The sequence below is a fragment of the Cellulomonas aerilata genome, assembly GCF_007991755.1.
Lineage (GTDB): Bacteria > Actinomycetota > Actinomycetes > Actinomycetales > Cellulomonadaceae > Pengzhenrongella > Pengzhenrongella aerilata.
The window spans coordinates 190,040-214,221 of the sequence record NZ_BJYY01000001.1 but is presented as its reverse complement, the minus strand read 5'-3'; the positions used below and the strand labels follow the sequence as shown (position 1 = coordinate 214,221).

General features: G+C 74.5%; 25 protein-coding genes and 2 tRNA genes. 16 read left to right on the top strand and 11 right to left on the bottom strand.

Going from position 1 to position 24,182, the window contains the following annotated elements:
• Nucleotides 1-18 precede the first annotated feature (18 nt).
• Nucleotides 19-94: transfer RNA gene (locus tag CAE01nite_RS00935), tRNA-Ala, on the top strand.
• A 60-nt stretch (nucleotides 95-154) separates the two neighbouring features.
• On the opposite strand, the gene CAE01nite_RS00930 is transcribed toward CAE01nite_RS00935, so the two are convergent.
• Nucleotides 155-370, bottom strand: coding sequence for a hypothetical protein (locus CAE01nite_RS00930; RefSeq protein WP_146898607.1), 216 nt, complete (start codon nucleotides 368-370; stop codon nucleotides 155-157).
• A gap of 180 nt (nucleotides 371-550) precedes the next feature.
• On the opposite strand from CAE01nite_RS00930, the gene CAE01nite_RS00925 reads away from it, so the two are divergent.
• On the top strand, nucleotides 551-1,204 hold the full coding sequence (locus tag CAE01nite_RS00925) for a methyltransferase (protein ID WP_246130923.1): 654 nt from the start codon (nucleotides 551-553) through the stop codon (nucleotides 1,202-1,204).
• A 103-nt stretch (nucleotides 1,205-1,307) separates the two neighbouring features.
• Here the strand turns inward: CAE01nite_RS00925 and CAE01nite_RS00920 are convergent, their stop codons facing one another.
• Nucleotides 1,308-2,483, bottom strand: coding sequence for a hypothetical protein (locus CAE01nite_RS00920; RefSeq protein WP_146898601.1), 1,176 nt, complete (start codon nucleotides 2,481-2,483; stop codon nucleotides 1,308-1,310).
• A gap of 186 nt (nucleotides 2,484-2,669) precedes the next feature.
• On the opposite strand from CAE01nite_RS00920, the gene CAE01nite_RS00915 reads away from it, so the two are divergent.
• The gene (locus CAE01nite_RS00915) at nucleotides 2,670-3,209 is read left to right on the top strand and encodes a peptidylprolyl isomerase (RefSeq protein WP_146898599.1); all 540 of its coding nucleotides are present in this window, start codon (nucleotides 2,670-2,672) and stop codon (nucleotides 3,207-3,209) included.
• A 27-nt stretch (nucleotides 3,210-3,236) separates the two neighbouring features.
• Nucleotides 3,237-4,097, top strand: a complete 861-nt coding sequence (locus CAE01nite_RS00910) for a rhomboid family intramembrane serine protease (protein WP_146898596.1) — start codon at nucleotides 3,237-3,239, stop codon at nucleotides 4,095-4,097.
• A 173-nt stretch (nucleotides 4,098-4,270) separates the two neighbouring features.
• On the opposite strand, the gene CAE01nite_RS00905 is transcribed toward CAE01nite_RS00910, so the two are convergent.
• A complete protein-coding gene (locus tag CAE01nite_RS00905; protein ID WP_146898594.1) occupies nucleotides 4,271-4,519 on the bottom strand; it encodes a cell division protein CrgA in 249 nt (82 codons plus the stop codon).
• 90 nt (nucleotides 4,520-4,609) lie between these two features.
• On the opposite strand from CAE01nite_RS00905, the gene CAE01nite_RS00900 reads away from it, so the two are divergent.
• Genes CAE01nite_RS00900 through CAE01nite_RS00890 form a run of 4 tightly spaced genes read left to right on the top strand, consistent with a single transcriptional unit; the run spans nucleotide 4,610 to nucleotide 7,006 of the window.
• Nucleotides 4,610-5,437 carry a DUF881 domain-containing protein gene (locus CAE01nite_RS00900; protein ID WP_246130922.1) on the top strand — a complete coding sequence of 276 codons (828 nt, stop codon included), beginning with the start codon at nucleotides 4,610-4,612 and terminating at the stop codon, nucleotides 5,435-5,437.
• On the top strand, nucleotides 5,434-6,219 hold the full coding sequence (locus CAE01nite_RS00895) for a class E sortase (RefSeq protein ID WP_246130921.1): 786 nt from the start codon (nucleotides 5,434-5,436) through the stop codon (nucleotides 6,217-6,219). The genes CAE01nite_RS00900 and CAE01nite_RS00895 overlap by 4 nt, the downstream gene beginning before the upstream one ends.
• Nucleotides 6,219-6,383 (top strand): hypothetical protein, encoded by a 165-nt coding sequence (locus CAE01nite_RS17955; protein WP_186816356.1) that lies wholly within the window; start codon nucleotides 6,219-6,221, stop codon nucleotides 6,381-6,383. The genes CAE01nite_RS00895 and CAE01nite_RS17955 overlap by 1 nt, the downstream gene beginning before the upstream one ends.
• Nucleotides 6,380-7,006 carry an aminodeoxychorismate/anthranilate synthase component II gene (locus CAE01nite_RS00890; protein WP_146898591.1) on the top strand — a complete coding sequence of 209 codons (627 nt, stop codon included), beginning with the start codon at nucleotides 6,380-6,382 and terminating at the stop codon, nucleotides 7,004-7,006. Before CAE01nite_RS17955 ends, CAE01nite_RS00890 begins: the two co-directional genes overlap by 4 nt.
• A 103-nt stretch (nucleotides 7,007-7,109) precedes the next feature.
• Here CAE01nite_RS00890 and pknB read toward each other — a convergent pair whose 3' ends face one another.
• Genes pknB through CAE01nite_RS00855 form a run of 7 tightly spaced genes read right to left on the bottom strand, consistent with a single transcriptional unit; the run spans nucleotide 7,110 to nucleotide 16,323 of the window.
• The gene (gene pknB, locus CAE01nite_RS00885) at nucleotides 7,110-9,221 is read right to left on the bottom strand and encodes a Stk1 family PASTA domain-containing Ser/Thr kinase (RefSeq protein ID WP_146898588.1); all 2,112 of its coding nucleotides are present in this window, start codon (nucleotides 9,219-9,221) and stop codon (nucleotides 7,110-7,112) included.
• Nucleotides 9,221-10,825, bottom strand: a complete 1,605-nt coding sequence (locus CAE01nite_RS18300) for a serine/threonine-protein kinase (protein WP_222595783.1) — start codon at nucleotides 10,823-10,825, stop codon at nucleotides 9,221-9,223. The genes pknB and CAE01nite_RS18300 overlap by 1 nt, the downstream gene beginning before the upstream one ends.
• A complete protein-coding gene (locus CAE01nite_RS00875) occupies nucleotides 10,822-12,273 on the bottom strand; it encodes a peptidoglycan D,D-transpeptidase FtsI family protein (protein WP_146898585.1) in 1,452 nt (483 codons plus the stop codon). The genes CAE01nite_RS18300 and CAE01nite_RS00875 overlap by 4 nt, the downstream gene beginning before the upstream one ends.
• Nucleotides 12,270-13,703, bottom strand: coding sequence for an FtsW/RodA/SpoVE family cell cycle protein (locus CAE01nite_RS00870; RefSeq protein WP_146898582.1), 1,434 nt, complete (start codon nucleotides 13,701-13,703; stop codon nucleotides 12,270-12,272). The genes CAE01nite_RS00875 and CAE01nite_RS00870 overlap by 4 nt, the downstream gene beginning before the upstream one ends.
• Entirely contained in the window at nucleotides 13,704-15,104 is a 1,401-nt protein-coding gene (locus CAE01nite_RS00865) for a Stp1/IreP family PP2C-type Ser/Thr phosphatase (protein ID WP_146898579.1), read from the bottom strand.
• Between the two features lie 10 nt (nucleotides 15,105-15,114).
• Nucleotides 15,115-15,603: an FHA domain-containing protein FhaB/FipA gene (locus CAE01nite_RS00860; protein WP_146898576.1), complete on the bottom strand. Its 489-nt coding sequence runs from the start codon at nucleotides 15,601-15,603 to the stop codon at nucleotides 15,115-15,117.
• 9 nt (nucleotides 15,604-15,612) lie between these two features.
• Nucleotides 15,613-16,323, bottom strand: a complete 711-nt coding sequence (locus CAE01nite_RS00855; protein WP_146898573.1) for an FHA domain-containing protein — start codon at nucleotides 16,321-16,323, stop codon at nucleotides 15,613-15,615.
• A gap of 236 nt (nucleotides 16,324-16,559) precedes the next feature.
• Between CAE01nite_RS00855 and CAE01nite_RS00850 the strand changes: the two genes are divergently transcribed.
• The 6 genes from CAE01nite_RS00850 (at nucleotide 16,560) to CAE01nite_RS00825 (ending at nucleotide 20,972) form a co-directional block, all read left to right on the top strand.
• Nucleotides 16,560-16,642 (top strand) — tRNA-Leu (locus tag CAE01nite_RS00850).
• A gap of 118 nt (nucleotides 16,643-16,760) precedes the next feature.
• Complete coding sequence (locus tag CAE01nite_RS00845) at nucleotides 16,761-17,765, top strand: Bug family tripartite tricarboxylate transporter substrate binding protein (RefSeq protein WP_146898570.1); 1,005 nt, start codon at nucleotides 16,761-16,763, stop codon at nucleotides 17,763-17,765.
• Nucleotides 17,762-18,298 carry a tripartite tricarboxylate transporter TctB family protein gene (locus tag CAE01nite_RS00840; RefSeq protein ID WP_146898568.1) on the top strand — a complete coding sequence of 179 codons (537 nt, stop codon included), beginning with the start codon at nucleotides 17,762-17,764 and terminating at the stop codon, nucleotides 18,296-18,298. The genes CAE01nite_RS00845 and CAE01nite_RS00840 overlap by 4 nt, the downstream gene beginning before the upstream one ends.
• A 13-nt stretch (nucleotides 18,299-18,311) precedes the next feature.
• On the top strand, nucleotides 18,312-19,841 hold the full coding sequence (locus CAE01nite_RS00835; RefSeq protein ID WP_246130920.1) for a tripartite tricarboxylate transporter permease: 1,530 nt from the start codon (nucleotides 18,312-18,314) through the stop codon (nucleotides 19,839-19,841).
• Nucleotides 19,838-20,242, top strand: coding sequence for a universal stress protein (locus CAE01nite_RS00830; RefSeq protein WP_146898566.1), 405 nt, complete (start codon nucleotides 19,838-19,840; stop codon nucleotides 20,240-20,242). The genes CAE01nite_RS00835 and CAE01nite_RS00830 overlap by 4 nt, the downstream gene beginning before the upstream one ends.
• 124 nt (nucleotides 20,243-20,366) lie before the next feature.
• Nucleotides 20,367-20,972, top strand: a complete 606-nt coding sequence (locus CAE01nite_RS00825; RefSeq protein ID WP_146898563.1) for a flavodoxin family protein — start codon at nucleotides 20,367-20,369, stop codon at nucleotides 20,970-20,972.
• 92 nt (nucleotides 20,973-21,064) lie between these two features.
• On the opposite strand, the gene CAE01nite_RS00820 is transcribed toward CAE01nite_RS00825, so the two are convergent.
• Complete coding sequence (locus CAE01nite_RS00820; protein ID WP_146898561.1) at nucleotides 21,065-22,186, bottom strand: ScyD/ScyE family protein; 1,122 nt, start codon at nucleotides 22,184-22,186, stop codon at nucleotides 21,065-21,067.
• A gap of 608 nt (nucleotides 22,187-22,794) precedes the next feature.
• On the opposite strand from CAE01nite_RS00820, the gene map reads away from it, so the two are divergent.
• Complete coding sequence (map, locus tag CAE01nite_RS00815) at nucleotides 22,795-23,604, top strand: type I methionyl aminopeptidase (RefSeq protein ID WP_146898559.1); 810 nt, start codon at nucleotides 22,795-22,797, stop codon at nucleotides 23,602-23,604.
• 55 nt (nucleotides 23,605-23,659) lie between these two features.
• Complete coding sequence (locus CAE01nite_RS00810) at nucleotides 23,660-24,172, top strand: low molecular weight protein-tyrosine-phosphatase (RefSeq protein WP_146899783.1); 513 nt, start codon at nucleotides 23,660-23,662, stop codon at nucleotides 24,170-24,172.
• The last annotated feature ends 10 nt before the right edge of the window (nucleotides 24,173-24,182 follow it).

Below are 24,182 nucleotides of genomic sequence, written 5' to 3'. Positions count from 1 at the left end.
GCGTCCGCAGCGGTCACCGGGGCCATGGCGCAATTGGTAGCGCACCTGCTTTGCAAGCAGGGGGTTAGGGGTTCGAGTCCCCTTGGCTCCACCACAGGTCGAAGGCCCTTCCCACATCGCGGGAGGGCCTTCTCCGTCTCACTTCCCCGACCGGTTACGACTCGCGTCCCGCGACCGGGGCCGAGGTCCGGTCCGCGCCGGCGCGTCGGCGGTGGGCCTCGATCAGTGCGACGGGGACGAGGACCACGATCAGCGCGATGCTCCAGCGCACCAGCATCGGCAGGTCGAAGGCGACGTCGAGCGCGATGTTGACGAGGACGGCGAGGACCAGGGTCGGCAGCGTGCGGAGCGTGCCGTCGGATCGCCTCATGGCTCGGACTGTATCGAACAGCCTCCACCACCGGCCCCGGGATGATCGCACCTCACCGCCAGCCAGAATCCTCACGGGTTACGGAGCCTCCCCGGCGACCAGGTCGGCCCGCCGTCGTCCCCCGGCCTGCTCGACCGACTGGGGCGGCGTCGTGAGCGACGGCGGGGGAGGATGTCCGCCGTGCCCGACCAGACCGCTGACCTGCCCCGCGGGAGCATGGACTTCGGCCCGCTCGTCGTGACCTTCGACGACCGGGTGCTCCGCCCGCGCCTGTGGACCCTGCTCCAGGCGTCCTGGGCCGCCGAGCTCGCACCCGCGCTGCCGCCCGGGCCCGTGCTGGAGCTGTGCTCGGGTGCCGGCCACATCGGCCAGGCCGCGGCCGTCCTCACCGGGCGCCCGCTCGTGCAGGTGGACCTCGACGCCCACGCCTGCGACCTGGCCCGTGCCAACGCCGCGAGCAACCGGATCGCCACGCCCGTGCAGGTGCGGTGCGGAGACCTGGGGGACGCGCTGACACCGGACGAGCGGTTCGCGCTCGTCCTCGCGGACCCGCCCTACCTGCCGCAGGACGAGGTCGACGAGTGGCCGGACGACCCCGACCACGCGATCGACGGCGGTCCCGAGGGCCTCGATCTGCTGCGCCGGTGCCTCGCGGTCGCGGGTGCCCACCTGCTGCCCGGCGGGGTCGTGCTGCTGCAGGCGCGGGGTCGGGAGCAGGTCGAGGGGCTCCGGGACGACCTGGCGGCCGCCGGTCTGGAGCTCACCGACGTCCGGGTGCAGGACGACCGTCGCGCCGTCGCGCTGCTGCGTCGCGCGGGGACCGTCGCGACGTAGCGCCTGCGTCGTGGTCGCGGCGCCGCCGGCCTCTGGGGCCCACGACGACGCAGGGCCCCGACCGCCGAGGCGGCCGGGGCCCTGCGTGGCGAGGCCGGGGAGGTCAGGACTCGGTCGTGGACTGACCCGAGCCCCACTGGCCGGCGGAGTTCTTCGAGCCCTGGCTCGGCGAGTCCTCGGTGCCGGTGCCGGTGCCGACCGTGTCGGTCGTGTCGGTCGTGCCCAGCGGGTCCGTGGTGCCGAGCGCGTCGGACGTGCCCAGCGTGTCGGTGGTGCCCAGGACGGAGTCGCCCGCGCCCGGCGCGGACGCCGGGGCGACGACGACGGACTCGCCGGACGCACCGGTCGACGTCTCGTCCGAGGTGTCGGTGCCGGCCCGGCGACGAGCCGCGAGCTTCGCGGCGGCCTCGCGGGCCTCGGTGACCTTCTCGGTCAGGTCCCCGCGGACGTCGGCCACGCGCTCGGCGGCCTTGCGGGCGGCCTCGCGCGACTTCGCCAGGCTGGAGCCGGCGGCCTCGCCGACGGCGTCCGCCGCGTCGCCGGCACGGTCGTGCGGCTTGGCGTCGGCGCTGGACCCCGGCGTCGCGCTGGCGGGCTCCCACGGGTCGGCCCACGGGTCGGTGGCCGGACGGCTGCGCCGCCAGGCGGCGTAGCCCCCGACGCCGGCGCCCGCGATGGCGAGGAACCACAGCGCACGGGACCCCCGGCCCTTCTTCTCCGCCGCGGCTGCGGCGGCGGCCGCCGCGGCCTCGCTCGCCTTCGTCACACCGGTGGCCCGCTCGGCCGCCTCGTTGACGAGCGCGACCACGCGGGGCAGGAACTCGTCGACGATCTTGTCGTGCGCGACGTCGATCGCGGGCGTCGCCCGGCCCGCAACCCGCTCCACCTGCGGGGCGGCAGCCCGGACGCTCTCGCGCCACGCGCTCTCGAGCTTCGGCACCGCCCAGGCGACCGCGTGCTCGACGTGCGGCGTCCCCCAGGTGCGGGCCTGCTCGGCAGCGGTGCGGGCGTGCACGGCCGCCTCGTTGGCGGCGGTGCGGGCGGCCAGCGCGGCGGAGCGCGCCTGCTCCGTGAGCTGGGCCGCGCTCAGGCCGGCCAGACCCGAGGCGCCGACGAGCGCGGCTCCGGCCTTGGCCGCGTGGGCCTTGAGGCCGGCGGCCTGGGCGGCCTCGACCGCGGCCGCGGAGGCCGCCTCGGCGGCAGCGGCGGCGGCCGCAGCCTCGGCGGCCTCTGCCGCGACGGCGGACGAGCTGGCAGAACGACGGATGATGCGAACCATGTCCACTCCCTGTTTCGACGCCCGGTGCAGTCGTGGGGTCCCACTCTGCCACCCGGTACGAGGCCATGCCGCTGGTCAGCGAGGTGGGTGCGATCCCGCACCGTCGGACCCGCCGGGGGCCTGCCGGCGCGGACCCGCCGGCCCCAGCACGAGAGCCGGCGACCGCCCCGTGAAAGACTGTGCCGCATGATCGCGACTCTGCACACCACCGCCGGCGACATCCGGATCGAGCTCTTCCCGAACCACGCGCCGAAGACGGTGGCCAACTTCACCGGCCTGGCGACCGGGTCCACGACGTGGACCGACCCGCGCACCGGCGCCGAGCGCAACGACCCGCTCTACTCCGGCGTGCTGTTCCACCGGGTCATCGAGGGCTTCATGATCCAGTGCGGCGACCCGCTGGGCACCGGCACCGGTGGCCCCGGCTACACGTTCGACGACGAGATCCACCCCGAGCTCGGCTTCACCGAGCCGTACCTGCTCGCGATGGCGAACGCCGGCATGCGGCGCGACCCGATCAGCGGCAAGGTCGGCGGGACGAACGGCTCGCAGTTCTTCATCTCGGTCGCCCCGACCACCTGGCTGACCGGCAAGCACACCATCTTCGGCAAGGTGGCCGACGACGACAGCCGCGCCGTCGTCGACGCCATCGCCTCGGCGACCACGCGTCCGGGTGACCGCCCGGTCGAGGACATCGTCCTGAGCTCGGTCACGATCGAGGACTGAGCGCCACCCGGCGTCGCCCCCGCACCCATGTCGACACAGTTCCCCGCGGGGGCGACCCCGACCGAGCAGCCACCGGTGTGCCCGCGCCACCCCGACCGCGTCTCCTACGTCCGCTGCCAGCGCTGCGGGCGCCCGGCGTGCCCGGAGTGCCAGCGACCCGCGGCGGTCGGCGTGCAGTGCGTCGACTGCGTCCGCGAGGCCGCGCGGGCGACGCCCACGGTGCGCACGGCGCTGGGCGGGCGGGTCCGTGGCGGCCGCCCCGTCGTCACGCTGACGATCATCGGGCTGTGCGCCGCGAGCTTCCTGCTGCAGCGGGCCCTGCCCGGGTGGACCGGGCAGTGGGCGTTCTGGCCGGCTGCGGGGGAGGTCCAGCCGTGGCGGTTCGTCACGGCCGCCTTCCTGCACTCCCCCCGGGGCTTCCTGCACATCCTGTTCAACATGTACGCGCTGTGGCTCGTCGGGCCGTACCTGGAGCAGACCCTGGGCCGCTGGCGGTACGTCGCCCTGTATCTGCTCGCAGCCGTCGGCGGCCAGGTCGGCGTGACCCTGCTCGCGGCGCCGACGCTCCCGGGCGGCTGGCTGACTCCGGTCGTCGGTGCGTCCGGGGCGGTGTTCGGGCTGTTCGGCGCGGTGCTCGTGGTGCTGCGGCGTCTGGGCCGGGACGCCCGGCAGATCCTGGTGTTCCTCGCGCTGAACAGCGTCATCGGCTTCCTCGTCCCCGGCATCGCCTGGCAGGCGCACCTGGGTGGCCTGCTCACCGGGCTCGCCCTCGGGGCGGCCTACGCCTATGCGCCCCGACCCCGCCGCGAGGTCCTCGGCGTGACGGCGACCGTCGGAGCGGTGGTCGTCCTCGTGGTGCTCGCCGCCGCGAAGTACGCACTGGTGTGAGGCACCGCGGCGCCGTCTCGTCCGGCGTCCCCAGGTTTGCTCACAGCTGTGGAATTACACCCGTGTAGTTATCCACAGCGCGGTCCACCGCTGTGCACGGAGCCGGCTGGGCCGGCCGACCTCGGACGGAGGCTCGCCCGGCCCGTCGCGCCCGACCAGCGGGCCAGCGGGCCTCAGTGCCAGCGCGTGGTGAGCGCGAACCCGGCGATGATGAGGGCGAACCCGATGAGCAGGTTCCACTGGCCGATGCCCGGCACCGGGTACTCGGCGTTGAGCAGGTAGGTGGCGACGATCCACAGCAGGCCGAGCACCATCAGGCCGAGCATCACGGGCACGAGCCAGCGCGGGTTCACCTTGGGGGCAGCCGCCTGGCCGGGCGGGGGGATGTACGCGGTCTTCTTCCGCGACCTCGACTCGGGCACGTCGGCTTGCTCCTTCGGGAGGATCGGCGGGCGTCATGGCTCCGCCCTCGTGAAGTAGCGTAGTGCCCGACGACCGGCAGGGGAGCGTGCGTGAACGACCGACAGCACCAGGCGCGTCGGCATGCCCGGCGACACGCCCTGCGCGGCACCGTCTCGGTCGGGCTCGTCCTCGCGCTCGCGGGGCTCATGTTCACCGCCAACGCCCGGCTGGCGAGCTCCGCGCAGGAGCGCCACCCGCAGAACCTGGGCGAGCTGGCCGAGGCCGAGTCGTCCCGGGTCGGGACCCTCGCGGCCCGGGTGGAGGAGTTGCGCGCCAACGTCGAGGACCTCACGCAGGAGCAGACGGACGCCATCGACGTCGGCGACCCCGAGGCGGCGGTGCTGACCGCTCTCGCCGCGGGCCGGGCCGCCGTGACCGGGCCCGGGCTGACGGTGCAGCTGACCGACGCGCCCGCCGACGGGCCGCACCGCGAGGACTACCCGCCCGACTACTTCGTCGTGCACCAGCAGGACCTGCAGGCGGTGATCAACGCGCTGTGGGCCGGGGGCGCGGAGGCGATGGCGCTGCAGGACCAGCGCGTGACCGCGACCACCGCGTTCCGCTGCGTGGGCAACGTGCTGTCGCTCGGCGGCCGGGTCTACTCCCCGCCCTACGTCGTGCGGGCGGTCGGCGACCCCGACGCGCTGCGATCGGCGCTGACGGCGTCCCCGGACATCCAGGGGTACCTGGACTGGGTGGACGCCGTGGGGCTCGGGTGGTCGACGACGTCCGAGACCGCCCTGAGGCTGCCGGCCGCCGAGACGGGGGGCGAGCTCACCCACGCCCGCGTGCCGGACGGCGTCGCGGTGTTCCCCGGAGCCGGCGACGTCGACGCGTCCGCGGCCGCGACGGGTGCCGGGACGGGTGGGGACCGGTGACGGCGACCGCGCAGGGGACCGGCACGGGGGCGCTCGCGCCCGCCCGGCACGGGCGCGCGCACGACCTGCTGCTCGGCGTCGTGGGTGTGGTCGGCGAGCTGATGATCACCGCGGGCGTCCTGCTCGGCGGGTTCATCGTGTGGCAGCTGTGGTGGACCGACGTCGAGGGCGACCGCGCGCAGGCGCAGGCCGTCGAGCGCCTGGGCTGGGAGCCGGCACCCGTCGCGGCGCCTGCCTCGGCGCCCGCCGCACCCACGGTCGCCGCCCGGGAGACCGGCGAGCCGCCGGTCCCGGCCGAGCCGGAGCACGCCACGACCTTCGCGACCATGGTCGTCCCCCGCTGGGCCGGTGAGCCGGAGCGGCCGATCAGCCAGGGCGTCGACCGCGAGACGGTGCTGGACCCGCTCGGCGTCGGGCACTACCCGGGGACCGCCATGCCCGGTGCCGTCGGCAACTTCTCGGTGGCGGCGCACCGCACGACGTACGGCAAGCCGTTCAACCGGGTCGAGGAGCTCGTCGCCGGCGACCCCGTCGTCGTGCGGACGCAGGACACCTGGTACGTGTACCGGGTCACCTCGACGCGCGTGGTCGACCCGTCCGACGTGAGCGTCGTCGCGCCCGACCCGGTGGACCCGCAGGCCCAGCCGACCCAGCGGACCATGACCATGACGACGTGCCACCCGATGTTCTCCGCGCGGGAGCGGTACGTCGTGCACCTGGCCCTGGACTACTGGGCGCCCACGTCGGGTCCGGCGCCGGTTGAGCTCGTGGGGGGCGCCTGATGTACGCGTGGCTCTGGCGGCACCTGCCCGGACCGGGGTGGGTGCGCGCGATGGTCCTGCTGGTGGCGGCGCTCGGGGTCGCGGTCCTGTGCTTCACGACCGTGTACCCGGCGGTCGCGCCGCTCATGCCGTTCAACGACACGACCGTAGGAGATGAGCCGTGACACGCATCCTGGTGATCGACAACTACGACTCGTTCGTCTACACGATCGTCGGCTACCTCCACCAGCTCGGTGCCGAGACCGACGTCGTCCGCAACGACGCCGTGCCCGCCCGCGCCGACCGCGTGGGCTACGACGGCGTGCTGATCTCCCCGGGGCCGGGCACACCGGCCGACGCCGGCGCGAGCATGGACGTCATCCGCGACTGCGCGGAGCAGGGAACGCCGATGCTCGGCGTGTGCCTGGGGCACCAGGCGCTCGGCGAGGTGTTCGGCGGCACCGTGACGCACGCGACGGAGCTCATGCACGGCAAGACCAGCCTCGTGGAGCACCACGGCGAGGGTGTGCTGGCCGGTCTGCCGACCCCCTTCACCGCCACGCGGTACCACTCCCTGGCCGTGGTCGACGGCACCGTCGGGGACGAGCTCGAGGTGACCGCCAGCACGGCGAACGGCATCATCATGGGGCTGCAGCACCGCACGCTGCCGCTGCACGGCGTCCAGTTCCACCCGGAGTCGGTGCTGACGGAGGGCGGACACCGGCTGCTGGCGAACTGGCTGGAGATCTGCGGCGACGACGGCGCCGTCGCCCGCTCGGAGGGTCTGCACCCGCTGGTGCGCACCTGACGCGTCGCCCGGGCGGACGCCGCTGACGCACGCGAGCGCCCCTCCCGGTCGGGAGGGGCGCTCGCTCGTCAGAACGCGGCAGGCAGCAGGCAGCGCGCCGGGGTCAGCGGCTGCGGCCCGGGGCGGCCGTGGACGGGTTGTCGGTCGCCCGCGGGTTCCGGTCAGCGCCCGGGGCCTCCTGCGCGCCGCCGCCCGGTCCGTCCGACCCGGCGTCGCCGTCCGACGCCGCCCCGGCGTTGGTGTCGCCGTCCTCCTCCTCGTCCGGGCCCTGCGAGACGTTCAGCGTGACCTGGGACCCGATCTGGACCGTCGTGCCGCGGTTGGGGTTCGTGGAGATGACCCGGCCCGCCTCCTCGTCGCTGACGACGTCGGCGCGCACCGGTGCCAGGCCGAGCGCCGTCAGCTGCGCCGCCGCCTCGTCGTAGGTCTTGCCGACCAGGTCCGCGGGGATGGCGACCGACGTCGGGGCGACCGCCACGGTCAGCTCGACGCTCGTCGTCTGCGGCACCTGGCCCGGGCTGCGGCCCTGGGCGATGACGGTGTCGGGCGCCTGGTCGCTCTCCTCCTCGGTGATGGTGGAGCTCAGGCCGAGGCCGTTGAGGATCTCCAGCGCCTCGGCGCGGGGCTTGCCGACCAGGTCGGGCAGCTCCACCTGCCCCGACGCGACGTAGAGCACGACGGTCGAGCCCTGCGGCTGGGACTCGCCCGCCGCCGGGACGGTCTTGGTGACCTCGTTGCGCGGTACCCGGGCGACGTTCTCGAACTCGACGCTGGAGATCTCGAACCCGGCGTCGCGCAGCTCGGCGGTCGCCTGCTCCTGGGTCATGCCGGCCACGTCGGGGATCGCGACGGCGTCGGGACCGGCGGACACCCACACCCGGACCTCGGAGCCGGCCTCCACGTCGGCGTCCCCCTCCGGGTCCGTGCGGGTGACCAGGCCCTCGTCGACCTCGTCGCTGGGCTCCTCGAGGCGCTCCATGGTCAGCCCGGCGCTCTGCAAGGTCTGCTGGGCCGCCTCCTGGGTCATGCCCACGACGTCGGGCATCGCGACGGTCTCCGGAGCCTGCTCGCGCTGGTTGTTGAGCACCATGAGCGTGACCAGCACCGCCAGCGCCGCGATCGCCACGACGACCAGGGCCCACAGCAGGCCCCGGCCGCGTCGGGGCTCGGCCGGTGGCGGGGGTGGCGCGGGAGCGGTCGTGGTCGACGTCGTGCCGGCCCTCGGTGCGGCGCCCGCGGGGAGCACCTGGGTGGAGGGTCCGGCGAGCGGGGTGAGGATCTGGGTCGCCGGTGCCGCGGCGGCCTCCGCGGCCGCGGTCGCCGCGAGCACGCCGAGGGCGGGGGCGGTGACCCGGCCGCCGCGGGCCGCGGCCTCCAGGTCGGACCGGAACTCGGCGGCGGTGCTGTAGCGGGAGTCGCGCTCCTTGGCGAGCGCCTTGAGCGTGATCCGGTCCAGCGGCTCCGGGACGTCGGAGGCGAACGAGCTCGGCGCGGGCGCCGGCTCGCGCACGTGCTGGTACGCCACCGCGACGGGGGAGTCGCCGGTGAACGGGGGGCGGCCGGTGAGGAGCTCGAACAGCAGGCAGCCGGTGGAGTACAGGTCGCTGCGGGCGTCGACCGTCTCCCCGCGCGCCTGCTCCGGGGACAGGTACTGGGCGGTGCCGATGACGGCCTGCGTCTGCGTCATCGTCGCCGCGGAGTCCGCCATCGCGCGGGCGATGCCGAAGTCCATGACCTTGACCGCACCGGTGGGGGTCAGCATGACGTTGGCGGGCTTGATGTCACGGTGCACGATCCCGGCGTGGTGGCTGTACTCCAGCGCCGAGAGCACGCCCGCGGTGATCTCGACGGCCTCCTCGATCGGGACCGCCTCGCCGTCCCGCAGGATGTCGCGGACCGTGTGGCCCTCGACGTACTCCATGACGATGAACGGCACGTGCGCGACGGCGCCCGTGGGTGCGGTGATGACGTCCTCGCCGGTGTCGTACACCGCCACGACCGCGGGGTGGTTGAGCGAGGCCGCGGCCTGGGCCTCGCGCCGGAACCGGGCCTGGAAGGAGGGGTCGCGGGCCAGGTCCGACCGCAGGATCTTGATCGCCACGGTCCGTCCGAGGCGGTTGTCGTGGCCGATGTGCACCTCGGCCATGCCACCGCGCCCGATGAGCTCACCGACCTCGTAGCGGTTGGCGAGGATCCGGGGTGCGTCGTCGACCACTACGCGTCCTTAGCTGTTGTCGTGTCCATGCCGTCCCGTTCTGCCGACGGCACGTCTGTGATCATCCCACCGATGCCGCCGCCGTCCCCGGTGGTGAGCGCGTCGGCGGCTGCGCGGAGGCCGGCGGCGCACCCGCAGGCCGACCCGGTCGCGGGAGGTGCGCCGTCCCCGGTGCCGGCCACGCCGTCCACGATCGAGGCGACCAGCAGCCCCAGCAGGAGAGCGAGGAGCCCGACGAGCGGCCAGCTCAGCCGTCCCAGGCGCCCGAGCCGCCGACCCGTGGTGGTCGACGTGCGCACCGGGGCGACCGGTGGCGCGACACGGGTGCCCCCCGTCCGCCCGCCGACGGGACCGGACCTCGTCGTCGTCCCCTGGTGCGCATGACCCGCTGCCGAGCGGGACGGGGCCGGGGCGCCCACCGGCGGGCGTCCGGTCACCGGCCGCGTCGCCGGTCGGATGCTCCCGGTGCCGGTCGCGCCCGGGGTGCCGGTGCCCCCCGGGAGAACGGTGCCCGGGGAGCCGGCCAGGTCCCCCGGCCGCCGGCCGCCGTCCCGCAGCTCGCGGCGAGGCGGGTAGGACGGGGGCACGATGCTCGGCGGGGTGGAGGTCCGCGGTCCGGACGACGTCCCGGTCCCGCCACCGCGCGCGCCGGGGAGGGACCGGGCCGCCGAGGCGCCGGACCGTCCGACCGGGCGCGGGGTCGCTGCGGGGTGCGCCGGGACAGCGGGAGAGTGGACCGGCGAGGCAGCGGGCGCGGGCTCCACCAGCTCCTGCCCGTCGGGCGGGGTCCGGCCCATCAGACCGTCCAGCGCACGCGCGAGGGACGCCGCCGTGGCCGGGCGCTCGGCCGGGTCCTTGGCCAGCAGCCGCATCACCAGCGCGGCGAGCGGTGCCGACACGTGCGGCGGCAGCGGCGGAACGGGGTCGTTCACGTGCGCGACGGCGATGTCGACGGCGGTCGGTCCGGTGAACGGCCGCCGCCCGGCCAGCGACTCGTACGCGACGATCCCGAGCGAGTACAGGTCGGACGACGCCGTCGCCGGCCGCCCGACGGCCTGCTCGGGGGACAGGTACTGCGCGGTGCCCATGACCATCCCGGTCGCGGTCATCGGGGCCTGGTCCGGCGCGGTGGACACCCCGAAGTCGGTGATCTTCACCCGGCCGCCGGGCCCGAGCAGGATGTTGCCCGGCTTGACGTCCCGGTGCACCACCCCGGCGAGGTGCGCGGCGTGCAGCGCGCGGGCTGTCTGGGCCAGCACCGGCAGCAGCCGTGCCTCCGGCAGCACCGGCTCCCGCTCGAGGAGGTCGCTCAGCGGCTCCCCGGAGACGAGCTCCATGACGAGGTAGCTGGACCCGGACTGCTCGCCGTAGTCGAACAGCGCCGCGATGTTCGGGTGCGACAGCGACGCGGCGTTGCGGGCCTCGGTGCGGAAGCGCGCCAGGAAGCCGGCGTCCCCGGCGAACTCCTCGCGCAGCACCTTCACGGCGACGTCGCGACCGAGCGACAGGTCGTGCGCGACCCAGACCTCACCCATCCCGCCGACCGCGATGCGGCGGTCCAGGCGGTACCGGCCCCCCAGGGCGATCCCCTCCGTCGGCCTCATCGGGCGAGCACCGCCTCGATGACCGCGCGCGCGACCGGCGCCGCGACCCGGCCGCCGGTCGCCTCGTTGCCGACGTTGCCACCGTTCTCCACGATCACGGCGACCGCGACCCGCGGGGCGTCGGCCGGGGCGAAGGCGGTGAACCAGGCGTGCGGGGCGACGTCGTCGGTGGTCTGCGCGGTGCCGGTCTTGCCGGCGACCAGGACGCCGGGGATGCGGGCCGCGGTGCCCGTGCCGGTCTCGACGACGCCGACCATCATGTCGCGCAGGGCCGCAGCGGTCGCCGGGGAGACCGGGGTGCGCAGCACGCTGGGGGACGTCTCCTCGACCACCTCCAGGTCGGGGCTGCGCACGGTCCGGACGAGGAACGGCGCCATCTGCTCGCCGCCGTTCGCGATGGCGGCGGAGACCATCGCCATCTGCAGCGGCGTCGCCCGGACGTCCTGCTGGCCGATGGCGGCCAGCGCCGTCTGCGGCTGGTCCGGGTCCTCGGGGAACCGGCTGGGGGTGACCCGCAGCGGGATGGACAGCGGGGCACCGAAGCCGAAGCGCTCGGCCTGCTCGCGCAGCGCGTCGTCGCCCAGGTCCAGGCCGAGCTGGGCGAACGCGGTGTTGCAGGAGATCCGCAGCGCCTCGGCGAGGCTGACGGTCCCGCCGCCACCGCACGAGGCGCCACCGAAGTTGCCGATGGTCGCGCTGGACGCGGGCAGCGGCAGGACGTCGGGGGCCGCGAGCGGGCTCTCGGGGGTCAGGCCGGACTCCAGCGCGGCGGCGGCGTCGACAAGCTTGAACGTCGAGCCCGGCGGGTACGTGTCCCCCGCGATCGCGCGGTTGACGAGCGGCTCGCCGGGGTCGTCGGTCAGGGTGCGGTAGAGGTCGTTGACCGTCGAGGTGTCGTGGCCCGCCAGGACGTTGGGGTCGAAGCTGGGCGAGGAGACCATGGCCAGGACAGCGCCGGTGGTCGGGTCGAGCGCGACGACGGCCCCGCGCTGGTCGCCGAGCGCCTCGGCGGCGGCCGCCTGGACCGCGGGGTCCAGGGTCAGCTCGACGGACGACCCCTGCGGCTGACGGCCGGTGACGAGGTCCTGGATGCGGGACAGGAACAGCGAGTCCGCCGTGCCGGTGAGCAGGTCGTTGGAGGCGCGCTCGAGGCCGGTCCGTCCGTAGACGATGGAGTAGTACCCGGTGGCGTGGGCGTACAGCGGCCCGTTCGTGTAGGCGCGCTGGAACCCGAACGGGTCGTCGACCGGTGTCGACGACGCGACGGGCTCCCCGCCGACGACGATCGGCCCGCGGAAGTTGTCGTACTCGCGGTAGAGGGTCCGCACGTTGCGCGGGTCGGCGTTGAGCTGGGCCGCCTGCACGTACTGCACCCAGGTGGCGGCGCCCATGAGGGCGAGGAACATGACGACGACGACGACGGCGATGCGGCGCAGCGGGGTGTTCATCCGCGTGCCTCCCGCAGCCCCGTGAGGACCTCGGTCGCCTGGCCGTCCGCGGCGGTGGACGCCGGCGCGCCCGGGTCGTAGCCCTGGACCTCCGGCGCCGGGCGTCGGGCGCTGTCCGAGATGCGCAGCAGCAGGGCGACGATGACCCAGTTCGCCAGCAGCGACGAGCCCCCGTACGCCAGGAACGGCATGGTCAGGCCGGTCAGCGGGATGACCCGGGTGACCCCGCCGACCACGACGAAGCACTGGAACGCCACGACGAACGACACACCGCCGGCCAGCAGCTTGCCGAACCCGTCCCGGACGCCGATCGCGGTGCGCATGCCCCGCTCGGCGAGCACGAGGTAGACGAGCAGCAGCGCGAGCAGCCCGGTCAGGCCGAGCTCCTCGCCGAGGGAGGCGATGATGAAGTCGCTCTCGGCGTACGGCACCAGGTCCGGCCGGCCCTGGCCCCAGCCGGTGCCGAACAGCCCGCCGCTGGCCATGCCGTACAGCGCGCTGACCAGCTGGAAGGACCCGCCGGGGGACTGGTTGATGACGTCGTCGTCGAAGGCGTGCAGCCAGCCCTCGAAGCGCGCGGCGACGTGCGAGAACGTCCGGGCCGCGACCAGCGCGCCGCCGAGGAACAGCCCGAGGCCAATGAGGATCCAGCCCGTCCGCTCGGTCGCCAGGTACAGCATCGCGACGAAGAGCCCGAAGAACAGCAGCGACGTGCCCAGGTCCCGCTCGAACACCAGGACGGCGAGCGAGCCGGCCCACACCACGAGGATCGGTCCCAGGTCCCGCAGGCGCGGCAGGTGCAGGCCCAGCACGGTGGGCCCGGCCAGCGCGAGGGTGTCGCGGTGGGTGACGAGGTACCCGGCGAAGAACACCGCCAGGGCGATCTTGGCGAACTCGGCCGGCTGCAACGACATCCCGCCCAGGTGCACCCAGATCCGGGCGCCGTTGATCGTCGTGCCCAGGCCCGGGACCAGCGGCAGCAGGATCAGCGCCAGACCGGCGACCATCGCGGTGTAGGTGTACCGCCGCAGGGTCCGGTGGTCGCGCAGGACCACGAGCACGACGCAGGCCAGCAGGACCCCGATCCCGGTCCAGGCGAGCTGCCGGTTCGCGAACGTGCTCGGGTCCGCGGCCGTCGACTCGGCCAGGTCGATGCGGTAGATCATCGCCAGGCCGATGCCGTTGAGGGCGACGGCCGCAGGCAGGATGACCGGGTCGGCGTAGGGCGCCCGCACCCGCAGGACCAGGTGCATCACGACGGCCAGCACGGCCATCCCCGCCCCGTAGCGGGCGATGTTGGCCGGCAGCACCCCGGTGACGTTGAGCCCGACGAGCGCGTAGGCGCCGACGCCGAGCGCCAGCGCGACCACCAGCAGGCCGAGCTCGACTCCGCGGCCGGGGCGGACCTGGTGCGGTGCGACGGTGACCATCTACGTGCCCGCCGGTGGTGCCACGCCCGGGTCCGGCGCGACGGCGGGGTCCGGTGCGGGGGTCGGAGCGGGGGTCGACGCCGGGTCGGCGGTGGGCGCCGGCGCCGGCGTCGCGACGGGCTCCTGCGCGGAGGCCGCCGTCCGGTCCAGCCCGTCGACGCGGGCACGGGCCGCCTGCAGCGACCCGGCCGGGATGGTCTGGGTGAGGCGGTCCTGCACGTAGGCCGGCAGGTCGTCCGCCGTCAGCGACGTCCGCTCGACGACCTGGGACAGGACCAGCGGGCCGAGCGTCTGCGGGATGCCGCGGTAGATGGCGACGTCGTCGTCGGCGAGGCCGACGTAGTACTGGTCCTGCGTCCAGCGGTAGCCGAGCACGCCGGCCGTCGCGGCGGCCGCGAGCACCACCAGCGTGGCCAGGGCGGCGACGAGGCGACGGCGGCCGCGGGGAGAGGGGTCGTCGTCCTCGAGGTCGGTGGCTGCGGCCGGGCCCGGACCGGCGCCGGCCGACCCGCTGGTGCCGGTGCCGGCGGACGCCGCCGGCGGCGCGGTCGCCCGGAGCCCGGCCGCGCGGGCGGCGGGGCCGTCCGCAGCGGCGGTCGGGCGGTGCCGCGACGTCGCCGCGGAGCCCACGACGTGCGCCGACGTCGTCGGGCCGGCGCCGTCGGGCAGGGCGTCCAGGTCGACGACGTCCGCGACGATGACGGTGACGTTGTCCGGCCCGCCGCCGCGCAGGGCGAGCTGGACCAGGCGGTCCGCGCAGGCGCCGACGTCGGCGACCTCGCGCAGGGTGTCCGCGAGGGTCTCCGCGCTGACGACGCCGGACAGGCCGTCGGAGCACAGCATCCAGCGGTCGCCGGCGCGGGCCTCGCGGACCGACAGGTCCGGGACGATCTCCATGTCGAAGTCGCCCAGCACGCGCATGACGACCGAGCGCTGCGGGTGGTGCTCGGCCTCCTCGGCGGTGATCTTGCCGGTGTTCACCAGGTGCTGGACGAACGTGTGGTCCGTGGTGACCTGCGTCAGCTGCCCCTCGCGCAGCAGGTAGGCGCGCGAGTCGCCGATGTGCGCCATCGCCAGCTTGCTGCCCGCGCGCAGCAGCGCGGTGACGGTGGTGCCCAGGCCCGCGAGCTCGGGGTCCTGGTCGGCGCGGTTGAGCAGCTCCTCCTGCGCGGCGTGCAGCGCGCGGTCGAGCTCCTGCAGGGCGTCGTCCGGGCCGTGCGCCTCGTCGTCCAGCGGCGCCAGCGTGGCGACGGCCACCGACGACGCGACGTCGCCCCCCGCGTGCCCGCCCATGCCGTCGGCGACGACGAGCAGGTGGGGGCCGGCGTAGGCGGAGTCCTGGTTGTTGGCGCGCACGAGGCCCACGTCGGAGCGGGCGGCGTACCGCAGGGCGATGGTCACCGGCGCCCCCTCATGCCTGGAGCTCCAGGACGCTCTTGCCGACCTTCACCCGCGCGCCCGGCGGGATCGCCAGCGGTGCGTCGACCCGGGTGCTGTCCAGGAAGGTGCCGTTGGTCGAGCCGAGGTCCTCGACGAACCACTGGCCACCCTCGGGGTACAGGCGCGCGTGCCGCGAGGAGGAGTAGTCGTCGTCCAGCACGAGCGTGCAGGACGGCGCCCGGCCGATGAGGATCGCCGACGAGGTCAGCGGCAGCGTCGTGCCCCGCAGGGGCCCCTCGGTGACGACCAGCCGGGTGGGGCCGCGGTCGCGGTGCCCGTCCCCGGCGGCCGAGCCGTTCGCCTCGGCCGGGCCCGGCGACGCGGCCGTGGCGGCACGGCGCCGGGGCACGATCCGGGTGCCGTACAGGTCGCGGCGCAGCACGCCGATCGCGGAGAGCACGAAGACCCACAGCAGGACCAGGTAGCCCAGCCGCAGCAGCGTGACCGCGAGCTCGCTCATGCCGACCGCTCACTCATCGGGTCCGGCGTCCGCCTCGCCGGTCCAGAACATGATCCGTGTGCGGCCGATGGTCAGGGTGTTGCCGTCCAGCAGCGTGGCTGCCGGGACCTGGTGCCCCTCGACGAAGAGCCCGTTGGTCGAGCCGAGGTCGGTCGCGATGACGCCGTCGCGGGTGACCCGGATCTCCAGGTGCCGGCGGGAGACCCCCGGGTCGTCGACGATGATGTCCGCCTCCGAGCCGCGCCCGATGACGGTGACCGGCCCGGTCAGCAGGTACCGCTGCCCGTCGATGTCCACGAGCGGGTGACGGGCGCTGGGTGCCGCCGTCGTGGCCGGTGCCACGGCCCCGCGGGCGGTGGCGCTGCGGACGCGGAAGCGGCCGGTCTCCAGGTCGTCGTGCTCGTCGAACGTGACGGTCACCGGCCCGACGAACGCGTACCGCTGCCCGGCGGCGTGCTCGGTGACGTTGGCGGCCAGCTCGTCGGCGAGGGCCTCGGCGCCCCAGTCGACCACCTGGGCGTAGTCCGTCGGGGACAGCTCGATGGTGAAGTCGTTGGGCACCAAGGTGCGCTCGCGGTCGACGACGGCGGCCCGGTCGTCGACCTCGCGGCGCAGGGCGCTGGCGAGCTCGACGGGCTTGACCTCGCTGCGGAACGCCTTGGCGAACGCGGTGTTGACCACCCGCTCGACCCCGTGCTCGAACCGGTCGAGAATGCCCATGACCACCTCCCTGCGCCGTCATGCTGATGTTCCGGTCGGCCCTCCCCGGCGCCTGACCTGGGCAGGCGGGCGCCGAACGGCGGGCACCCGTTCACCGACGATGGTAACGATCCGGCGTCCCGGAGGCGTTCGCTGGGCGTCCGGCGACCGGGTGAGTCGCGCCTCCGGGGCGCGCCGCGGCGCCCCCGGAGGCGATTCGGAACCCCCGCCGTCCCCGTGTTAATGTGCTCCGGCGCGCGCGAGTGGCGGAATGGCAGACGCGCTGGCTTCAGGTGCCAGTGTCCGAAAGGGCGTGGGGGTTCAAGTCCCCCCTCGCGCACAGGATGAAGGACAGACCCCCGGTCGGACCTCGGTCCCGGCCGGGGGTCTTCTGCGTCCGGGGTGACGTGGAGCGCCGGACGGGCCAGGATCGTGGCAGGCACGAGGAGGTGCACTGCATGGGACGGGCGCACGAGAGGCATCGGGGGACCCCGGCGCGGGCCGTGCTCGCGGCGGCGCTGGTGGCCGTCCTCGGGCTCACCGGCTGCGGGGTCACGCGCGGCGACGAGGGCGGGGAGAACCGCCGGCTGCGGATGATGATCCCCAACTCCCCCGGCGGGGGGTACGACCAGACAGGACGCGCGGCCACGCGGGTCATGGAGTCCTCGGACCTCACCGGCCGGTTCGAGGTCAGCAACGTCATCGGCGCGAGCGGGACGGTCGCGATGCAGCGGCTCGTCAACGAGCGCGGCGCCGAGGACCTGCTCATGACGATGGGTCTGGGCGTCGTCGGGGCCACGTACACGAACGGCTCGGACGCCCGGGTGAGCGGGGCGACGCCGATCGCCCAGCTCATCGAGGAGCAGGAGGGCCTGCTGGTGCCGGCCGACTCGCCGTTCGCGACGGTCCAGGACCTCGTCGAGGCGTGGCGGGCGGATCCCGGCAGCGTGCGGGTCGGAGGCGGGTCGAGCCCGGGCGGCCCGGACCACCTGTTCCCGATGCAGCTCGCCGACGCGGTCGGCGTCGACCCCACGGAGGTCAACTACATCGTCTACGACGGCGGCGGGCCGCTGACCACGGCGCTGCTGGGCGCGAAGATCGACGTCGGCACCTCGGGGCTCGGCGAGTTCGAGGGCCAGATCGCGGACGGCTCGCTGCGCGTGCTCGCCACCTCGGGCGAGGAGCGGCTCGACGGCATCGACGCCCCCACGCTGGTCGAGTCGGGCATCGACCTCGTCTTCACCAACTGGCGCGGCGTGCTCGCGCCGCCCGGCATCCCCGACGCCGTCCGCGACCAGCACATCGCTCTGCTCGAGGAGATGCACGGCACTCCCGAGTGGCAGGAGGCGCTGGAGGCGAACGGCTGGGTGGATGCCTTCCTCACCGGCGACGAGTTCGGGGAGTTCCTCGTGGAGCAGGACGAGCGGGTGGCGGGGACCCTCGAGGACCTGGGGCTGCTATGACGACCGAGCACGTCACCCACGACCGGCCCGACATCGACAAGCACGTCGACCCGGGCCCCGACCGCGCGCAGTACGGCCTGGCGGCCCTGCTCGCGCTGATCGGGGTGTGGACGGTGGTCGACTCCGCCGGCCTCGGGCCGGGGTTCGCCGACCAGGTGGTGCGGCCTGGGGCGTTCGGGTACGTCATCGGGTCCGCGCTGGTGGTGCTCGCCGTGCTGCTGGCCGTCGCGACGGCTCGCGGCAGCCGTGCCGAGGGCGAGGGCGGCGAGGACGTCGACCTCGACGTGAGCACCGACTGGCGGACGCTCGCCGGCCTCGCCGGGGTGCTGGTGGCGACGATCGCGCTCATCGACTGGCTCGGCTGGGCCGTCGTCGGCGCCCTGCTGTTCGCCGGTGCCGCCACCGTGCTGGGCAACCGGCACTGGGTGCGCAACCTGGTCCTCGGCGCCGTGCTGTCGGTCACCTCCTGGTACGGGTTCTACGTCGGGCTGGGCATCCCCATCCCGGCCGGCGTGCTCGACGGAATCCTGTAGAGGACGGCCCATCGTGATCCACGCGCTGCTCACGGGCTTCGGGTCGGCGCTCGCGCCGGAGAACCTGCTGTTCGCGGTCGTGGGGGTGCTGCTCGGCACGGCGGTCGGCGTGCTGCCCGGCATCGGGCCCGCCATGACGGTCGCGCTGCTGCTGCCCGTCACCTACAACGTCTCCCCGTCCGCCGCCCTGATCATGTTCGCCGGCATCTACTACGGCGGGATGTACGGCGGCTCCACGACGTCGATCCTGCTCAACACGCCGGGTGAGTCGTCGTCGGTCATCACGGCGCTCGAGGGCAACAAGATGGCCAAAGGCGGGCGGGCGGCGCAGGCGCTGGCCACGGCCGCGATCGGCTCGTTCGTCGCGGGGACGATCGGCACGGTACTGCTCATCGCGCTCGCGCCCACGGTCGCGGAGTGGGTGGTCGTGCTGGGCGCCCCGTCGTACTTCGCGCTCATGCTGCTCGCCCTGCTCGCGGTCACGACGGTGCTGGGCAGCTCGAAGCTGCGCGGGTTCATCTCCCTGGCGCTGGGGCTGACGATCGGGCTCGTGGGCACGACGACCGGGCAGGCGCGCCTGACGTTCGACAACCCGCTGCTCGCCGACGGCATCGACATCGTCGTGGTCGCGGTCGCCATCTTCGCGGTCGGTGAGGCCCTCTGGGTGGCCGCGCACCTGCGGCGTCGGCCGCTCGAGATCATCCCGGTCGGCCGTCCCTGGATGGACCGCACGGACTGGGGCCGGTCCTGGAAGCCGTGGCTGCGCGGCACCGCCTACGGCTTCCCGTTCGGCGCGCTGCCCGCCGGGGGCGCCGAGATGCCGACGTTCCTGTCGTACATCACCGAGCGGCGGCTGGCGGGCCGGCACCGCGCGGAGTTCGGGAAGGGCGCGATCGAGGGCGTCGCCGGGCCGGAGGCCGCGAACAACGCGTCCGCGGCCGGCACGCTCGTCCCGCTGCTCGCGATCGGCCTGCCGACCACGGCGACCGCAGCCGTCATCCTCGCCGCCATGCAGAGCTACGGCCTGCAGCCGGGACCGCAGCTGTTCGAGGCCGAGCCCGAGCTCGTGTGGACGCTGCTGGCCAGCCTGTTCGTCGCCAACACGCTGCTGCTCGTCATCAACCTGCCGCTCGCACCGGTGTGGGCGCGGCTGCTGCGGATCCCGCGGCCCTACCTGTACGCCGGGATCCTGTTCTTCGCGGTCCTCGGTGCGTACAGCGTCAACTTCCAGTGGTTCGACGTCGCGCTGCTCAGCCTGTTCGGAGCCCTCGGGTTCGCCATGCGGCGGTTCGGGTTGCCGGTCCTGCCGCTGATCGTCGGGGTGATCCTCGGGCCCCGGCTCGAGGAGCAGCTCGCTCAGGCGCTGCAGCTGTCCCAGGGCGACGTGTCCGCGCTGTGGAGCGAACCCGTCGCGGTGATCGTCTACGTGGTGATCGCCGCGCTGCTGCTGGCGCCGATCGTGCTGCGGCTGATGCCGGGACGGCAGGGCCCGGAGCGGCTGGAGGACCAGGTGGACGCGCTCGAGGAAGAGGTGAGGTCATGACCGTCGTCGTGGGCTGGACGTCCGACGCCCGGGGCCAGGCTGCGCTGGTGCGGGGCGCGGAGGAGGCGCGGGCGCACGGCGAGCCGCTGGTGGTCGTCAACGCCACCAGCGGGACCGCGGCGGTCGACGACCGGTTCGCCGGCGCCGACGACGTCAGCGGCGTCCGGGCGCTGCTCGACTCGCTCGGCGTCCAGGCGGAGGTCCGACAGCCCGTCGTGCGGGACGTGACCGAGGCCCTGCTCGCCGTCGCCGAGGAGGTGGACGCGTCGATGCTGGTGATCGGCATCCGGCACCGCTCACCGGTCGGCAAGCTGCTCATGGGCTCGACCGCGCAACGGCTGCTGCTCGACGCCCGGTGCCCCGTGCTGGCGGTCAAGGCCAAGGAGCCGGCGGGCCGCTGACCCGGCCCGCCGGCTCACCACCGTTCCCGCCGGTCGCCCGGCTCCCCGGGTGCGACGGGCGGACGTGGCGGCCACGATCGGTCAGTCCCCGGTGCGGGGGCGGATCGGTCAGCAAGGGGAGCCCATGAGCGTCAAGGTCGCGATCGTCTACTACTCGTCCACCGGCACCGTGCAGGCGATGGCCGAACGGCTGGAGCGCGCGGCGTCGGCGGCCGGTGCGCAGGTGCGCCGGCGGCACGTCACCGAGATCGCCCCGGGGGAGGCGATCGCGAGCAACCCGGAGTGGGCCGACCACGTGGCAGCCGTCCGGGACGAGCCGCGAGCTGCGCCGGACGACCTCGTGTGGGCCGACGTGGTGCTGCTCGGCTCACCCACTCGGTTCGGCAACGTCAGCAGCCAGCTGCAGCAGTTCATGGACACCCTGGGCCCGGCGTGGTCGCAGGGCCAGCTGGCCGACAAGGTCTACGCGGGCTTCACGGCGTCGCAGACGGCTCACGGCGGCCAGGAGTCGACGCTGCTCGCGCTCTACCAGCAGGTCATCCACTTCGGCGGCATCCTCGTGACGCCCGGTTACACCGACCCGGTCAAGTTCGCCGACGGCAACCCGTACGGCGTCTCGCACGCGACGGGCGCGGACAACGACATCCCGCTCGGGCAGGCCGAGCTCGACGCGCTGGACCACCTCGCGGAGCGCACGATCCGGGTGGCCGAGCGGCTGCAGGACGCGTAGCGGCCGGCCGGGCAGGCCGACGGCGGCGAGGCAGCCTGCGCCCCGCCGCCGTCGGTCAGCCGCGTCGCGCCCCGGTGCGACGCGGCCGTGCGTCAGTACCGCAGGTCGACCTTGACGACCTTGCCGGCCGGCGGGGCGTCCTCACCGGGCAGCGCGTCGGTGGTGACGTACAGCGACTTGCCGTCGACCTCGACCGCAGCGGGCAGCGGCACCTCGAGGAACGTCTGCGGCGTGGTGGAGCCGTGCGGGATGACCGACACCTTGCCGCCGAAGAGCTCGGTCACGTAGATCTCGCCCTTGGTGCCGATCGCGAGGTTCGTCGCGCCGGAGAACCCGCGGGTGACGAGCTCCACGGCGCCGGACTCCGGGTTCACCTTGTAGACCGCACCCAGTGGCAGCCCGGGACCCTCGGGTCCGCCCGGCAGCGACGTCACGTAGAGCCAGCCGTCCTTGCCGACCTCGACGTCGGTCGGGACCGCCTCCAGCAGGTACGTCGAGCCGGCGGTGCACGCGGGGAGCCCGACGCCGGCCGCGACCTCCGCGGTGATCTCCAGGGGCGTCGGGGGGAGGACCGCCACCGTGCTCACGTTGCCGTCGCGGTCGACCGACAGGATGTCGTTGCCGCCCGCGTCCGCGACGAAGACCTTGCCGTGCCACAGCTCGGTCGAGTACGGGTGCGAGTCGAGGATGCCGGTGTAGCTCGCCGGGATCTGCGGCGGGACCTCGCAGTCGTCCGGCAGGCCGACGAACCCGTAGGTCGTCGCTGCGTCGGGGTTGTGGTCGCGCTCGTGCCGGCCGAGGTCCGCGACCTCCTCGACGTTGCCGCGGGCGTCCCGCAGCTTCAGGTGCGCATCGAAGTTCCCGGCGGGATCGCCGGCGCCCGCGGACGTCACGTAGTACAGCCGGCCGCCCAGGGCGGACACCGCACCTACCTCGACCTCCGGTGCGGGGGACGTCACCACCGTGGTGACCTCGCCCCGGTGGACGGCGTCGATGGACCCCGCGAAGTTCTGGCTGACGTAGACGGTGCGGTGGTTGCCGACGCTCAGGCTGAGCGGTCCGACCAGGTCGTCGGCGAGGACCTCCTGGTCACCGGCCGTGGGGACGCGGCCGTCCGAGGCCTGTGCGGCGCCGCCGGAGGCGACCAGGGCGCCGCACATGACGGTGGACACGAGTGCCGCTCGGGCGGAGCGGTACCGGGGGGCGGGGTGCATGCGTGCTCCTTGTCGGAGGAGGAAGGACGGTGGGACTGCCTGGGAGGGGCGGCGCCGTCGCCGTCCCGACCGGTCCACGCCCCGGCCCGGACGGGCAGAGGGGACCACGCGAGGATCTCCGGTCCGCCGGGGGCGCACCGGGACAAGGCAAGCGCAGGTCACCGGATCGGGGCAAGAGGGATATTTCGGACATCCGAGGCGCGGCCGGCCCAGCGGGGCGTCCGCGGACGGCGAAAACGTGTGGCGCGGGCGCCGGACCGGACGTACGGTCGTCGGCATCGGGAAAGGAGGTGGTCCAGAAGTGAGTTCTCTTCGGACGCGAGAGGTGACTGTCCGCTAGTCGCCCGAACCACTCGGACGGACTGACCGAGCTCGGAGCCTCGTACGGCTGGCGAGTTCCCGGCAGTCACCGCAGCCCGTGGGAGCCGCGATCTCGTCCATCGCGGCAGGGTCCACCCAGACCCGGCCCACGGGCTGTTCCCTGCCCGGCCACGCCGGCCGCCGTCGGCCCGCCCGCTGACCCGCCGCTGACCCGCCGCCGCCCCTGGCCGTGCCCTGCGGCCCGCGACCGACGCGAGGCGCCCGCCGCCGGGTGAGAGGCTGACCGCATGGTGGAGCTCAAGAGCACCGCGGAGATCGAGGGCATCCGTACGGCGGGCCGGTTCGTCGCGGAGGTCCTGGCGTCGGTCCGGCAGCGGGCTGCCGTCGGCGTGACGCTGCGCGAGCTGGACGCCCACGCCCACGCCATGATCACCGCCGCCGGCGCCCGCTCGGTGTACCTCGGCTACCACCCGTCGTTCGGCGCGATCCCGTACCCCGGTGTGCTGTGCACCTCGGTCAACGACGCCGCGCTGCACGGCCTGCCGTCCGACCACGTGCTGGCCGACGGCGACCTGCTGAGCATCGACTTCGCCGCCGAGGTCGGCGGGTGGGTGGCGGACTCGGCCGTGTCCTTCCAGGTCGGCACGCCGGACCCCCGGTCCGCCCGGCTCATCGAGGTGACCGAGCGCGCCCTGCGGGCCGGCATCGCCGCCGCCCGGCCGGGTGGGCGCATGGGGGACATCTCGGCCGCCATCGGCGCCGTGGGCCGCGGGGCCGGGCTGGGGGTCAACGCCGACTTCGGCGGGCACGGCGTCGGCCGGACCATGCACGAGGAGCCGCACGTGCCCAACCTCGGCACCGCCGGACGCGGGATCAAGCTGCGCACGGGCCTGGTCATCGCGATCGAGCCGTGGTTCATGGACGGCGGCGACGACTACGTCGTCGACGACGACGGCTGGACCATCCGGTCCGCCGACGGCTCCCGTGCCGCGCATGCCGAGCACACCGTCGCGATCACCGCTCGCGGCCCGGTCGTCCTGACCGCGCCCGCCCGACCGGTCGCGACCGGCACCGGCGGCGGGGCGACGGCAGACTGAGGGCGTGAACCCTCGAACCCCTGGGACCGACGCCCGTGAGCCCGCCTTCCGGCTGATGACCGTGTGCACGGGCAACATCTGCCGTTCGCCCATGGCCGAGGTCGTGCTGCGCGACCGGCTGGAGAAGGCCGGTCTCGGCGACGTCGTCGAGGTGACCTCGACCGGGATCAGCGACGAGGAGCACGGCAACCCGATCGACCACCGCGCCCAGGAGGTGCTGCGCGAGCACGGGTACCCGGTCCCGCGCCGGGGCGCACGTCAGGTGGCCCCGACCGACCTGACCGCCAACCACCTCGTGCTGGCCATGACCTCCGTGCACGCCCGCGCGCTGCGCCGGCTGGCGAAGACGCCGGACGTCGCCGAGCGGGTGGTCATGTACCGCACGTTCGACCCGGCCGCCCCCGAGCTCGGCCCCGGCGTCGCGGAGCACGTGCTGGACATCGCCGACCCCTGGTACGGCGGGATCGAGGACTTCGAGGTCTGCCTGGAGCAGGTGGAGGCTGCGGCCGACGCCGTCGTCGACCACGTGCGCGCCGCGGTGCGTGAGCGGGGGCGCGCCGAGGCGTGACCCGTCGGGC